Origin of the sequence: Kribbella speibonae (assembly GCF_004331375.1) — a bacterium.
Lineage (GTDB): Bacteria > Actinomycetota > Actinomycetes > Propionibacteriales > Kribbellaceae > Kribbella > Kribbella sindirgiensis.
The window spans coordinates 363,169-376,680 of the sequence record NZ_SJKC01000005.1 but is presented as its reverse complement, the minus strand read 5'-3'; the positions used below and the strand labels follow the sequence as shown (position 1 = coordinate 376,680).

The following is a 13,512-nucleotide window of genomic DNA, read 5'->3' as shown; positions in this document are numbered from 1 at the left end:
CAATGTTCCAGCAACGAACGCAGAAGTCCGGCCGGAGCGTTACCACCTGGTATCGCTCCGGCGGGCTCAGCGCAGTCTTCTTCGCCCTGCCCTTGGTCCTGATCTTCCTGTACTTCTCCTGGGGCCCGATCGTCCGCGGCCTGGTGCTCAGCTTCCAGAAGAACAACCTCGTCGCCCCGCCCGAGTGGGTCGGGATGTCGAACTTCAGCTACGTGCTGACCGACCCGCAACTCCCGCAGGCGGCTCTCAACACGTTGTACTTCGCCCTGCTGGCCCTCGTCTTCGGCTTCCCGGTGCCGCTGTTCCTGGCGGTGTTCATCAGCGAACTGCGCAAGACCGGCTGGCTCTACAACGTGCTGTCGTACCTGCCGGCCGTCGTACCGCCGGTGGCCGCGATCCTGCTGTGGACGTTCTTCTACGACCCGAGTACGGCGGGCGTGTTCAACTCGATCCTCGGCTGGTTCGGGCTCGGGCCGTTCGCCTGGCTGAACTCGCAGACCCTGGCGATGCCGGCGATCGTGCTCGAGGCGACCTGGGCCGGCGCCGGTGCCACGTCGATCATCTACCTGGCGGCGCTGACCGGCGTACGGACGGAGTTGTACGAGGCGGCCGAGCTGGACGGGGCGAGCATCCGGAGCCGGGTCTGGCACGTCACGCTGCCGCAGATCCGCGGAATCATCCTGATCATGATGCTGCTGCAGCTGATCGGGACGTTCCAGGTGTTCACCGAACCGTTCCTGTTCACCGGCGGCGGCCCGAACAACGCGACCACGACGATCCTGCTGCTGATCTACCGGTACGCGTTCATCAACGGCGACTTCGGCGCCGCGACCGCGCTCAGCGTGCTGCTCGCCGGGGTGCTGTGCGTGCTGTCGGTCGTCTACCACTTCGTCACGCGGCGCTGGAGCACCACATGAGTCATGAACGCGGAATCATCTCCTTCGCCGACCGGAAAGTTTCGGCGGTCCGCTACGGGTTGCCGGCGATCCAGGTCCTGCTGTTCATTGGCGTGGTGATCGCCGGCGTCGGACCTCTGCTCTGGCTGCTCAAGTCCGGCGTCTCCACCAGCCAGGACATCTTGCGCGGCCCGATGCAGCTGTGGCCGTCGGGGATCCGGCCGCAGAACATCCCCGACGCCTGGAACCGCGTGCAGATCGGCGCGTACCTGGGCAACACCGCGTTCATCGCGATCGGCTCGATGATCTCGACGCTGTTCGTGTGTACGACGGGCGCCTTCGTGCTGAGCATCCTGCGGCCGAAGTGGGGACCGGTCATCACCGGCGCCGTCCTGGCGACGCTGTTCCTGCCCGGGGTGATCTCCCTGGTCCCGCTCTACATGACCGTGCTGAAGATGCCCGTACTGGGCGTCAGCCTGCAGAACACGTTCTGGGCGGTCTGGCTGCCGTCGGCGGCCAGCGCGTTCAATCTCCTGGTCATCAAGCGGTACTTCGACTCGATCCCGCGGGAGCTGATCGAGGCCGCCTGGATCGACGGGGCGAGCAACATCAGGCTGTTCACGGCGCTGATCCTGCCGTTGTCGAAGCCGATCGTCGGAGTCGTCGCGCTACTGACCGTCATCGGTTCGTGGAAGGACTACCTCTGGCCGCTGCTGGTGCTGCCGGACCCACGGCTGCAGCCGATCTCGGTCGCGCTGCCGCGGGTGGCCAAGACCACAGAGATCTCCCTGCAGATGAGCGCGCTGTTCCTCGCGGTTCTGATACCTGTCGTGCTGTTCTTGGTGTTCCAGAAACAGTTCCTGCGCGGCGTGGGAATGGCAGGAGGCATCAAAGAGTGAGTGCACTGAACGGCCGGCGGGTGCTGGTGACGGGGGCCGCTGGGCGGATCGGGTTGACGACGGTTGAGCATCTGAACGCACTGGGCGCGAAGGTGACCGCGTTGACCAACGTCGAGCACCCGGATCTGAAGGCAGACCGGGTGCTGATCGGCGACACCCGGTCCGAGACGGATGTGGCGCACGCCCTCGAGGGTGTGGAGTACGTCGTGCACCTGGCAGCGCTCCCGCATCCCTCGGCCGGTACGCCGTACGAGGTGTACTCGATCAACGTCGTGTCGACGTTCAATGTGCTGGCCCAGGCCGGTGCGCTCGGCATCGACCGCGCCGTCATCGCGAGCAGCATCAACGCGACCGGCGTACCGTTCAACCCGCACGAGATCGCGCCGCCGTACTTCCCGTGGGACGAGCTGGCGGCGAGCGATGTCGGCGACGCGTACTCGCTGTCGAAGCAGAACGACGAGAACACCGCACGGATGGCCTGGCGGCGGTGGGGGATCGACGTGGTCGCGTTCCGATTTCCGCACGTGAACTCGCTGGAGGTGCTGCAGCAGATGTCCGACCATGTCCGGGCGCATCCGGGCAGCGGACTGCGGGAGGGCTGGAGCTACCTGGACACCCGCGACGCGGCGTACGCCGTCGAGCTCGGGCTGACGGCTCCGCTGTCGGGCGCCCACACCTTCTTCGTCACCGCGAGCACGACCAACGCGCCGTACCCGACCGAGGATCTGCTGGACGCGTACGCGCCGGACGTGCCGCGCTCGCGGCGGTTCGCCGGCCGCGAGGTGCCGATCGACCTGACCGCCGTACGGACCGTGCTGGGCTTCGAGGCCCGGCACGAACTCGACCTACCCACCCTCTCCCTGGAGATTTGAATGCCGCACCAAATTCCGGCGAACTTCGACCAGCCGTGGCCCGCGCGGGACGACATCCGGATCCGCGAGGTGAAGGCGATCGTCACGGCACCGCAAGGCATCCCGCTGGTGGTCGTGAAGATCGACACCACCGAACCGGGCCTGTACGGGCTCGGGTGCGCCACCTTCACGCAGCGCTGGAAGGCGGTGCGGACGTTCGTCGACGAGCACCTGTCGCGGCTGCTCGTCGGCCGCTACCCGGGTGACATCGGCGACCTGACCCGGCTGGCGTCGTACTCCGGGTACTGGCGCGGCGGACCGGTCACGAACAACGCGATCTCCGGCATCGACCAGGCGCTGTGGGACATCGCCGGCAAGCGCGCCGGCATGCCGGTGTACGAGCTGCTCGGCGGCAAGGTTCGCGCGGCCGCCGACACCTATATCCACGCCAGCGGGAAGACGATCGAGGACACGATCGACCACGCGCAGAAGCTGATCACGCAGGGCTGGCGGCACATCCGCCTGCAGGTCTCGACACCGGGCGGCGGCGGGTACGGCGCTCCGCAGGTGCCGACGCTGTACCCGGATTCGCCGTACCGCAACGGCTGGTCCGTTCGGGACTACCTGCGGACGACCCCGGAGCTGTTCGCGGAGGCGCGGCACGCGCTGCCCGACAACATCGAACTGCTCCACGACGTGCACTCGCGGCTGACGCCGAAGGAGGCGGTGCTGCTGGCTCGTTCGCTCGAGCAGCACCGGTTGTTCTTCCTCGAGGACGTGCTCGCGCCGGAGCTGTGGGACCGGCTGCCCGAGGTCCGGGCCGCCTCCCCGGTCCCGCTGGCCGTCGGCGAGCTCACGACGTCGTTCGGTGACGCGGTCCGGCTGATCCGGGACGGCGGCGTCGACTTCATCCGCTCGCACGTCTCGGACATCGGCGGTCTCACCCCGGCCCGGAAGCTGGCCGATCTCGCCGAGATCTCCGGCGTACGGACAGCCTGGCACGGTCCCGGCGACACCTCGCCGATCGGCGCCGCGGCCAACGTCGCGCTGGACGTGACGTCGGTTGCCTTCGGCATCCAAGAGGGACACATCTACAACGAGGCGACGTACGAGGTGTTCCCCGGAACGCTGCGGATCGAGGACGGCTGGCTGCGTCCGAACGAGGCGCCGGGCTGGGGCATCGACGTCGACCTGGAGGCAGCGGCGCGTTATCCGGCGGAACTGTCCGGTCACGACGAGTGGGCGGCCGGAGTACGGCGCATCGACGGAGCACTCGAAGCACCGTGACATCGGGCGCCGGGCAGTACGATCACGGCCAGTAGGGACGAGACGGGGAGGTGAAGATGAGCGATTCGGTCGAAGGACTCGCGGACCTGCGGCGCGCGGGCGCGAACCAGTACGACCTGGGCTCGTTCAACGAGGCCGTGATCATCGAGACGATCCGGCTGGCCGGCATCATCAGCCGGACCGAGATCTCCCGACGGACCGGCCTCACCCAGCAGTCGGTGTCGCGGATCCTGCGCCTTCTTCTCCAGCAGGGGTTGCTGGTCGAGGAGGCGCAGGAACGCGCCGAGCGGCTCGGCAAACCGCGCACGCCGGTGCGCTTGCGGTCGAACGCCGCGCACGCGGTCGGCATCCACATCGACCCCGAACTGCTCACGGTCGCCGTGGTCGACCTGGACGGCACGATCGTGCGCCGCGAAACGGTCGACCTCGCCGACGACCTGGCGGCGGACAAGCTGATCGACCTGACCGCGGCCACGGTGAACGCGGCGCTCAGCATCAGCCAGGTCGACCTCGCGTCGATGCTCGGCGTCGGCGTCGCCGTACCGGGCCCGATCGACGCGGACGGGACGCTGCTCGCCCTGCCGCTGCAGCCGGCCTGGCGCGGGTTGAAGATCCGTCAACTGCTGCAGCAGAAGCTCAACCATCCGGTGCTGGTCGAGAAGGACGGTACGGCGGCCGCGATCGGCGAGCGGTGGATCGGCCGGTCGGCGCGGGCGCGGGACTTCGCGTACCTCTATCTCGGCACCGGCGTCGGCAGTGGCCTGATCCTGAACGGCTCGATCTACCGCGGCGGCACCGCAAACGCCGGCGAGTTCGGGCAGATTGCGGCGCTGCGGATGGGGGAGTGGGACCCGGTCGACGGTCCCCGCATGATTCCCGAGTGCAACCCGACGGCGTCGCTGCCGGTGATCGCGGGCGAGTTCGGGTACGTCGAGACCGATCCGGCCGCGACCGACGAGGCCAAGCGGTACCGGGCCGTGTGCAAGGCGGCGGCCGACGGTGACGCCGCGGCGGTGCAGGCTGTCACGCAGGTCGCGCGCGTGATCGGGCAGGGCGCGGTCGGCCTGGTGGATCTGCTCGACATCGACCTCGTGGTGCTCGGCGGGCCGGCGTACGGCAAGGAGATCTCGGAGATCCTGCTGACCGAGATCGGGCGTGCGGTGAACGCGCATCCGGTGGCGCGGGAGACCCGTCCGGTCGCGGTCGAGGAGTCGATGCTGCAGACCGACGCGGCCGCCGTCGGGGCGGCGTCGACGATCTTCCACGACGCGTTCACCCCTCGGGTCTCGGGATCGAGTCAGGCCCGTAGGCTGCCCAAGTGATCGAACCCCGCCCGCTGACGCCGGACGTCGAGCTCCGGATCGCGACCCTCGCCGACGCCCCCGCCCTCGCCGACGCACAGACCCGGAGCCGCGAACATCTCCGGCCCTGGGAGCCGGTCCGGGACGAGCGGTGGTTCACCGTCGTCGGACAGGCCGAACGGATGACGTACCAGCTCGAGCGCTACAAGAACGGCCAGGTCGTCCCGTGGGTGCTGGCCGCAAATGACCGCATCGTCGGCCAGATCACGTTGAGCGACCTGGTCCCCGGCCCGTTCCGCAGCGCGGCCCTCGGCTACTGGCTCGCCGCCGACGCCCTCGGCCAAGGCCTCGCCACCCGCGCCGTCGAAGCAGTCGCCGACATCGCCGACACCAACCTGAAACTCCACCGCATAGAAGCCAGTACCCTCACCGGCAACACGGCCTCCCAGCGCGTCCTCGACCGCACCGGCTTCACCCAGATCGGCATGGCCCCGACGTACCTCCACATCAACGGCCACTGGCAAGACTGCAACCTCTACCAACGAATCCTCAACACCCGCGCCCCCGGCGCGTAGAGCCGAGGCTCTCGACACTGTCGCGGACGTTTGCGATCGTGGAGCGAGGGGGGCCTGGCAACGGGCCGGCAAGGGGGCGGCGTATGCCGGGCAACTGCGCAGTACTGCTCGTTCGGTGGATGATCGTGGGGGAGCTGCCACCGCCCGAGGTCATCGGAGCTGTGATCGCTCTCGTCGGCCTGGCGGTCAGTATCGTCGGCCTGCTGATCTCCTGGCGTGGCCAACTGAAGAAGGTCCTGCGGTACGAGCTGGGTTCGACGACCAGCCTCGGCCTGACCGACAAGCTCAGCCTGGTCTACGACGGAACACCGCTGTCCAAGGCCCAGACAGTCACCGTCTCGGTCATCTCGGACGGCCGGCACAGTATCCGGAGCACCGATTTCGACGGCGGACCGATCGAGTTCGACCTGTCGCCCGCCACGATCGTCGAGCTGCTCGAGGCCACCTCGGAACCGCCGTCGTACGCGGCTCCCACCGCCTCGTTCGACGGCAGCAAGCTCCGGGTCGGGCCAGGTGCGCTCGGGCGTCACCAGAGGGTCGACTACCTGCTGATCGTCGACGGGGACCCGGCCCTCGCCATCCAAGCTCCCCTGCCGGACGTGGAGATCGGAGCGCCGACTGTCAGCCGGCTGTGGCAGATGATCAACAAGATCTTCCTGGGGCACCGACCGCGCGCGTATGTGATCGCCGGTGCCGCGACCGCGTACGTCGCCTGGTTCGGGTACTTCTTCTACCTGAACCCCGACGTCCGTGGCGAGGACGTCTCCGTCTATACCAGCGTCGGCCCTGCCGCCGACGAGGGGACATGGTTGATCCAGGTGCCTGTCGGAGCCCTTCCGAGAGTGCCTGCGGTACGGGGCGACAACTGCTCGAAAGCGCTCGAGCGCGCCGTGATCGCGGGTGCCGGTCTACCCGTAACCTCGACCTCCTTGCGGATCAGCATCGGCTCCGCGGGTTACCGGACCAAGGTCAGCGTCGGCGGCGCCCGGTTGATCGTCGACGAGCGTCGTCCGCTGGTGGCGGGTGCGCGCCTCAAGTGCCCCGGCCGGGTCGAGGTCAGGGCCCCGGAGGACACCGACACCCTGATGGTGAATCTCGACGACCAAACCACTCGATTCATCCCGGCGCGGAATCCCGAGAACTACCAGAGTTACCACATGCTGAACGTTTCCGCGGTTGCCGAGAACTGCTACTGCAAATGGCATCTCGAACTGGACATAAAATCCGGCGACTCGATGAAGGCAGTGGTTGTCGACGCCTCCGCACGGCTGGTCGGCGAGTCCCGCGCCGACGCTTCGAGCATTGTTCCGTTCGAAGTCGTCGGCGCCGGGCCCGGAAAGAGTTACACCTATGTCGCCGGCCAGTGGAAGGAGGACGGGCTAGTTGGGCGGTAGGCCGATTCCGCGGGAGACGTCGACGTCGTCGTAGCGGCCCTCCAGGACGTCGACGAACTTCACGGGGCGTTGGAGGGTGGAGGCGATGTAGACCGCTCGCACTGTGGCGAGGGCGTCGATGGCGTCCTGGACGGTGATGGCTGGTGGGGTGTTGTTGGCGATTGCGGTCAGAATGTCGTCGTACTGCGCTTTGTGGCCGCCGGGCTCGCCCGCGTCGACGGGCTGGTCGTCGTTCGAGCCGTCGACGTTGAGCCGGCGGAGGCGGTCGTCCTCGACCTCCGCGCCGCCCTGGGTGCCGTGCACAGAGACGCGGGTCCGGCCGCCGGGGAAGGCCGCGGTGGTGGCGTGCAGGGTGCCGACGGCGCCGTTCTCGAACGTGATCGTGGCGACGACCGTGTCCTCGACCTCGATCGCGTGGTGGGCGGCCCGCAGCGCCTGGGCCTGGATGCTGACCGGGCGGCCCATGAACCACAGCATCAGGTCGACGGTGTGGACGCCCTGGTTCATCAGCGCGCCGCCGCCGTCCTGCGTCCACGTCCCGCGCCAGCCCGCCGACGCGTAGTACTCGTCGCTGCGCCACCACGCGACCGTGGCGACGGACGACGTCAGCTGCCCGAACCGGCCGGCGTCGATCGCCTGCTTGACGACGGCGCTGCCGGCGTCGAAGCGGTGCTGACTGATCACCGACGACAGCACGCCGTGGCTCCCGGCCCGGGTGGCCGCCGCGCCGAGGCGGCGGGCCCGGATCAGGTCGACGTCGAGCGGCTTCTCGATCACGACGTGCTTCTTCTCGTTCAGCGCCTGCTCGGCCAGCGCCGCGTGCGTACCGCTCGGGGTGCAGATCGCGACGAGGGAGACGTCCGACCCACTCAGCGCCGCGGTCAGGTCGTCGAACACCTTCGGCTCCGGCTGGCCGAGTTCGACCAGCTGCGCCTGGAGTGCCTCCCGGGCCGCTGCGTCACCGTCCACCAGGGCGGTGACGATCGCGTCCGGCCGTTCCGCGATGGTCTTGGCGTGGGTGCGGCCGATGATGCCGCACCCGACGATCGCGACCTGCTGTTGTGTGTCAGCCATCTCGCTCCTACTTGAAGTTCGCGGTCAGTGCCTGGTCCGTCGAGACGGTGAAGGTGTAGGACGGCAGGGTCGACACCACGGTCCCGTCCACGGTCCAGTCACGGAAAACGCTATCCGATCCTGGCGTCGCCGTCACTGTGACCTGCGCGCCGACCTCGTACGTTCCCGGTTCGGACTCGTTCCCGGAGATCGTCGCGGTACCGTTCCCGGCGGCCTCGACGCTGATCCGGCGCTGGACGACATTGATCACCATCACGTTGTGCAACGTCGCCGGACCGCTCAGTGTCGCGCCGTTGTAGCGGGCGAGGTTCGTCGCCTCGACGTCGCCGGTCACGACCCGGACGGTGTGCCCGTCGCCGCCGAGGTTGTCGGTGCCGAGGTTGAACGCGTCCACCTGCCCGGAGTTCACCACGAGGCCGTCGTGGAACCCGTACGCGAACACGTTCAGCAGCGTCAGCCCGCGCGCCCCGTCGACGGTGACGATCTTCGCGGTCTTCCGCATGTACTTGTCGATGACGAGCTCGAAGATGCGTCCTTCGTTCATCCAGTACGGCTGCTGGTAGCCGACCCGGGTGACCGCGTTCCCGTTCGAGAGCACGCCCTCGACGCGGCCGCCGCGTCCCGGGCCGATCGCGATCGCCTGGTCGAAGAACGCGCCCGCGACCTTGCGCACCACGACGCCGTCGCCGCTCAGGTCGATGCCGTTCCAGGCGTTCGGGAAGCCGGCGTTGATCACGTAGTTCGCACCGGCTCGCCCGCGGATCGCGTACGGGTACGGCACGACGTCGTTGGCAGGGTTGTTCTCCGGATAGAACACCCGCAGCCCGCGCACACCGGCCTTGCTGCCGAGGGTGATCAGCGCGGTCTCTGTGTTGCGCTCGAACGCGTGCAGGACCGTCCCGCCGCTCGCGCCGCCCTGGTCCCGGTTCGGTACGGCGGACGCACCCCGCAGCTCGACCTTCGCCGGAACACTCAGATGCGTACTGATCCGGTACCACCCGGCGGGCAGGTAGACGATCCCGCCACCCTCGCGTCCGGCGCGATCGAGCACCTTCTGCACCGCGCGGGTCGCGTCCGCGTCCGGCAGGTAGCTGACCCCGTGCGGTGCATCCACGACGTACAGCTTCTGCGCCGGCTTCGGCAGTGGTTCCTGCTGGTACGTCGGGGCGGTGCCGGACATGTGGTGGATGATCCCGCTCTGCGCGCCGGTGACCTCGGTCCCGGTGATCTTCACGTAGCCCCGCGAGTTGTTGGTGATGCCGCCCTCGACGCGCCCGCCGGCGAGCGTCATGCCCCAGCGGTCGTCCATCATGTCGACGAGCAGCCCGGTCCCGACCCGGCGTACGTCGGGCTCGAGGAAGCTGCCGGTGAACTGGGCCCGCTGGCCCGCGACGACGTGGATGCCGACGGCGTAGTCGGCCAGCGCGATCCGGTAGAACTGGTCCCATTCGAGGTCGCCGAGCACCAGGCCGGTGCCGTGCGCCCGGGTCCACGCGTCGATCACGGCCCGGGACGGCGGGTGGTACGCAGCGGGCGCCGACGCCCAGTAGGAGTTGCTGAAGGAAACGTTCTCCCAGGTGCCGACGTCGGCGCCGTTGTAGGCGCGGGCGCCCTCGAACAGCGCCGTACCGCGGACGTTGCGGATCGTCGTCGACTCGTGCACCTGACCCGAGCTGGGAGCGTTGCCTCGATCGTTCGGCATCGTGCTGATGCCGATCCCGCGGTACGAGTTCAGCATGGTGACGTCGGAGACCGTCGCCATCATGTAGTTCTCGTTGCCGATCCAGGCGCCGCCGGGGATCTCGAACGTGTAGTTGTACGGGACCGGCGTACTCGCGTTCTGGTGCGGGTAGTACGTCGTCACGCCGATAACGCCGGCGCTGCCGCCGATCCGGAACAGGCTCGGCCCGTCGTCTCCGGACGGCAGGTCGGCGACGATCACCGTGCCGGTTCCCAGCTTCTGGCCGTGATCACCGCGGAGGCTGCAGAACGCGTGGACCTCGATCGTGTCGGTCACCTTGTACTGCCCGGCCGGCAGCCACACCGTGCCGCCGCCCGCGTCCTGGCACGCGTAGATCGCCTGCTGGATGGCCTTGGTGGAGTCCCGCCGACCGCTGCGATCGGCGCCGAACTGCGTCGCGTCGAAGTCTGCGACCACACCGTCCTCGGTCGGGTTGCTGGTGGACACGAGGCGCGGCTTCGGCGTCACGACCGGGGTCAGCCGCAGCTGCAGCTCCTTGACGGCGAACGCATCGGCCCCGGTCATCGCGACCCGCACGTACCGCGCGCTGACCGTCGCGAACCGCGTCCGGCTGACCTGGTTTCCGCCCGGCGACCCGATCCGGCCGACGCCGACGAACTTCTGACCGTCGTTCGACACCTGTACGGAGTAGTCCGGGGAGAACGCCTCGGCCCACTCGACCCGCACGTCGTTCACCGGGCGCCTGGTACCAAGATCGATCTGCAACCACGAGTCCGCACCACCGGTCCAGGCAGTCTGGTGGTTGTTGTCGTTGACCTGATCGGCCCCGGTCCCACCGCTCGCGGTCGCCGTACCGTCGTCCGCGAAGTTGGTGTCCACCACCGACGCGGTGAACGCGTCCAGCTTGGCCTGCAACGTGGTGAGCGCGGCCTTAACCTGTACGTCGGTGACGCCCGGAGTGGACGCGATCGCCTGAGCGTTGTCGATCGCGTCCTGCAGGGTGGCCCGGCTGCCGGCCGGGTACTGCCCGTCGCGCGTCCCTTCACGGGCCGCCTTCTCGGTACGGGTGGCCTGGCCGATCAGGTCGACGAGCCCTTCGGTGACGTCGAGGACGGTCGCGACCTTGGCGACCCGGACCGCGGCGACCTTGAGATCGACCGCGCCGTCGCCGTTGTGGATCCGGAAGTCGCCGCCGTTCGAGCGGTTCGTCAGGACGGCGTCCGGCAGTGCGAACGTGAACGTCTTCCACGTCTTGGTGTCGCCGTACCGCACCACCTCGGAGTTCTTGAACTTGTCCGGGATCGTCTCGCCGGGGGAGTCGTAGTGCAGACCGAACTGGCCGCTGCCCTCGTCGAAGTAGTCGATGCTGACCAGCACCAGACCGCGGTTGTCGTACAGGTAGGTGTCGGCGACGTTCATGTAGAAGAAGTTCGTGCCCGGCGCCGGCGCGGTGCGGTCGGTCTGCCAGTACGGGCGACCGTCCTGGACGCCGGTCACCAGGTGCGATGCGTCGTCACCGGCCCGCGGGCTGATCCCGTTCTGGACCGGTGTCGCGCCGAGTTGCACCGACGCGCCCGCCGTACTGATCCGCAGCCCGGCGATCGTGATGTCGGCACTGCCGCCGAACAGCCGAACGTCGGCATCGCTAAGGCGGTTGGTGAACGCGATGTCAGTGAGCGAGAAGACGCCGGTTTTCCACTGGCCGGTGTTCGTGAGCGGGACGGCGGTCGTGTCCTGCTGCGGGTCGGCCTTGGCGTCGTACTGGAGTTCGAGCGTGCCTGTGCCGGAGTCGAGATAGGTCACCGTCACCAGGACGTCGTCGGTGCCGATCTCGTCCACGTAGTCGCTGTCGACGTCGAATTCCAGGTAGCCGGTGCCGGCGGCCTGGTTGGTCTGCCAGTACGTGCGACCTTGTTCGGCGCCGGTCCGGAGACCGGCCGGGTCGTCGCCGGCGGCGGGCTGCGCGCCGAGCGTGGTCGGGACCGGGCCGAGATCGGCGCCGACCCCGCTGGGATACATGGTGGCGGCGTGCGCCGTCGGTACGGCGAGGACGCTCGTCAGCAGCACGACGGGAAGAAGCCGCGCGAGAAGTCTGGACATGCTGAAACCTCCAGGTGGCGGACCGGAAGATCAACTGCGCGGATAAGTTAAACCAAGCGTGTTACTTATTCAAGAGTCCGGCGCCGGGGCAGGAAGAACGCCGGTGCGGCGGCCAGAACGGTGAACCCGATCGCCCATCCGAAGCTGTGCGCGTACGCCGTCGACGCGTGGTGCCCGGTGAGCTGACTCTGCAGGACGACGGCGAGCGTCGCCGCGCCGAACGCACCGCCGAGCTGCTGCATGATCCGCGTCGTACTGCTCGCGTGCGGGATCTGCACCGGCTCGAGGTCGCGGAAGGCGCCGACCATCACCGCGAGATTGACCCCGCTCAACCCGGCGCCGCGAATCACGAGCGCGAATCCAAGCAGCCAGTACGACGCGCCGTCGACCGCGAACGGGATGGTCCCGAGGGTGGTGAGGACGATCCCGGCGAGGACGACCGGTCGCGGGCCGAGGCGATCCGTGAGGCCACCGGCGGTACGGGCGAGCAGGCTGCCGATTCCCTGCGGTACGAGGAGCAGGCCGGCGGCAGTCACCGTCTCACCGCGGGCCTGCTGGTAGAAGAGCGGGAGGAGCAGCATCGCGCCGTACAGACCGAAGCCGGTGAGGAACATGAGCGCGGTGGAGGCGGCGAACGATCTGGTGCGGAAGAGTGCGAGGTCGATGAGCGGCTCGGCGGCGCGTCGCAGTACGAAGGCGATCAGGAGCAGTACGCCGACGGCGAGCGGCACGAGTACGGCGGGCTGGCCGAAGCCGTGGTCGCTGACCTGGCTGAGGCCGTAGATGATCGCGGCGAGGGCGGGGGAGACCAGCAGCAGACCGAGGACGTCGAGACGCGCCGCGGTCGCCGGAGGGTCGGGCGTGAGGGTACGTACCGCGAGGATGATCGCGGCGAGGCAGATCGGTGCGTTGACATAGAAGATCCAGCGCCAGTCGAGATGACCGACCATGACACCGCCGATCACCGGTCCGAGGATCGGGCCGAGCGTCGCGGGCAGCGTGACGACGGCCATCAGGCGGCCGATCCGTTCGCGGCCGGCGGCGCGCATCAGCAAGGTCTGCAGGATCGGCAGCATCAGGCCGCCGCCGATGCCCTGGAGGACGCGGAACGCGATCAGCGAGCCGATGTTCCAGGCCGCACCGCACAGCATCGAGCCCGCGAGGAACAGTCCGAGCGCGACGATCCACATCCGTTTGGCGCCGAAGCGGTTCGCCGACCAGCCGGTGATCGGCACCGCGATCGCCAGCGCGAGCAGGTACGCCGTACTGACCCATTGGACCGTGGCGACCGAGGCGTGCAGGTTGGCGCCGAGGGTATGGATCGCGACGGTGACGATCGTGCTGTCGAGCAGCGGGGCGAGGGCGCCGAGGACGAGGACGGCGGCGAGTTTGAGGACCGACCGGTCGAGGCGGTCCGTGGTGGTGGTCATTCG

The 13,512-nt window shown here is 68.6% G+C and carries 10 protein-coding genes; 7 read left to right on the top strand and 3 right to left on the bottom strand.

Features of this window, described 5'->3' with window-relative positions; translation table 11 throughout:
* Positions 1 to 2: 2 nt before the first annotated feature.
* From E0H92_RS33065 to E0H92_RS33035, 7 genes are all read left to right on the top strand, one after another.
* Entirely contained in the window at positions 3 to 917 is a 915-nt protein-coding gene (locus E0H92_RS33065) for a carbohydrate ABC transporter permease (protein WP_131461644.1), read from the top strand.
* Entirely contained in the window at positions 914 to 1,795 is an 882-nt protein-coding gene (locus tag E0H92_RS33060; RefSeq protein ID WP_131499022.1) for a carbohydrate ABC transporter permease, read from the top strand. Before E0H92_RS33065 ends, E0H92_RS33060 begins: the two co-directional genes overlap by 4 nt.
* Positions 1,792 to 2,667, top strand: a complete 876-nt coding sequence (locus E0H92_RS33055) for an NAD-dependent epimerase/dehydratase family protein (RefSeq protein WP_238173705.1) — start codon at positions 1,792 to 1,794, stop codon at positions 2,665 to 2,667. Before E0H92_RS33060 ends, E0H92_RS33055 begins: the two co-directional genes overlap by 4 nt.
* Positions 2,668 to 3,933 carry an enolase C-terminal domain-like protein gene (locus E0H92_RS33050; RefSeq protein ID WP_131461642.1) on the top strand — a complete coding sequence of 422 codons (1,266 nt, stop codon included), beginning with the start codon at positions 2,668 to 2,670 and terminating at the stop codon, positions 3,931 to 3,933.
* Between the two features lie 56 nt (positions 3,934 to 3,989).
* Positions 3,990 to 5,255 carry an ROK family protein gene (locus E0H92_RS33045; protein WP_131461641.1) on the top strand — a complete coding sequence of 422 codons (1,266 nt, stop codon included), beginning with the start codon at positions 3,990 to 3,992 and terminating at the stop codon, positions 5,253 to 5,255.
* Positions 5,252 to 5,809: a GNAT family N-acetyltransferase gene (locus tag E0H92_RS33040; RefSeq protein WP_131461640.1), complete on the top strand. Its 558-nt coding sequence runs from the start codon at positions 5,252 to 5,254 to the stop codon at positions 5,807 to 5,809. The genes E0H92_RS33045 and E0H92_RS33040 overlap by 4 nt, the downstream gene beginning before the upstream one ends.
* A gap of 83 nt (positions 5,810 to 5,892) precedes the next feature.
* Positions 5,893 to 7,203 carry a hypothetical protein gene (locus E0H92_RS33035; protein ID WP_131461639.1) on the top strand — a complete coding sequence of 437 codons (1,311 nt, stop codon included), beginning with the start codon at positions 5,893 to 5,895 and terminating at the stop codon, positions 7,201 to 7,203.
* On the opposite strand, the gene E0H92_RS33030 is transcribed toward E0H92_RS33035, so the two are convergent.
* From E0H92_RS33030 to E0H92_RS33020, 3 genes are all read right to left on the bottom strand, one after another.
* Positions 7,189 to 8,277, bottom strand: a complete 1,089-nt coding sequence (locus tag E0H92_RS33030; RefSeq protein WP_131499021.1) for a Gfo/Idh/MocA family protein — start codon at positions 8,275 to 8,277, stop codon at positions 7,189 to 7,191. The genes E0H92_RS33035 and E0H92_RS33030 overlap by 15 nt on opposite strands.
* A gap of 7 nt (positions 8,278 to 8,284) precedes the next feature.
* The gene (locus E0H92_RS33025; protein WP_131499020.1) at positions 8,285 to 12,079 is read right to left on the bottom strand and encodes a glycosyl hydrolase family 28-related protein; all 3,795 of its coding nucleotides are present in this window, start codon (positions 12,077 to 12,079) and stop codon (positions 8,285 to 8,287) included.
* A 65-nt stretch (positions 12,080 to 12,144) separates the two neighbouring features.
* Complete coding sequence (locus tag E0H92_RS33020; protein ID WP_131499019.1) at positions 12,145 to 13,509, bottom strand: MDR family MFS transporter; 1,365 nt, start codon at positions 13,507 to 13,509, stop codon at positions 12,145 to 12,147.
* Between the last annotated feature and the right edge of the window lie 3 nt (positions 13,510 to 13,512).

Bases quoted from the DNA above. Each gene is read 5' to 3' on its own strand.
- E0H92_RS33065 (WP_131461644.1), top strand. From the start codon at position 3: ATGTTCCAGCAACGAACGCAGAAGTCCGGCCGGAGCGTTACCACCTGG.
- E0H92_RS33060 (WP_131499022.1), top strand. From the start codon at position 914: ATGAGTCATGAACGCGGAATCATCTCCTTCGCCGACCGGAAAGTTTCG.
- E0H92_RS33050 (WP_131461642.1), top strand. From the start codon at position 2,668: ATGCCGCACCAAATTCCGGCGAACTTCGACCAGCCGTGGCCCGCGCGG.
- E0H92_RS33045 (WP_131461641.1), top strand. From the start codon at position 3,990: ATGAGCGATTCGGTCGAAGGACTCGCGGACCTGCGGCGCGCGGGCGCG.
- E0H92_RS33035 (WP_131461639.1), top strand. From the start codon at position 5,893: ATGCCGGGCAACTGCGCAGTACTGCTCGTTCGGTGGATGATCGTGGGG.
- E0H92_RS33030 (WP_131499021.1), bottom strand. From the start codon at position 8,277: ATGGCTGACACACAACAGCAGGTCGCGATCGTCGGGTGCGGCATCATC.
- E0H92_RS33025 (WP_131499020.1), bottom strand. From the start codon at position 12,079: ATGTCCAGACTTCTCGCGCGGCTTCTTCCCGTCGTGCTGCTGACGAGC.
- E0H92_RS33020 (WP_131499019.1), bottom strand. From the start codon at position 13,509: ATGACCACCACCACGGACCGCCTCGACCGGTCGGTCCTCAAACTCGCC.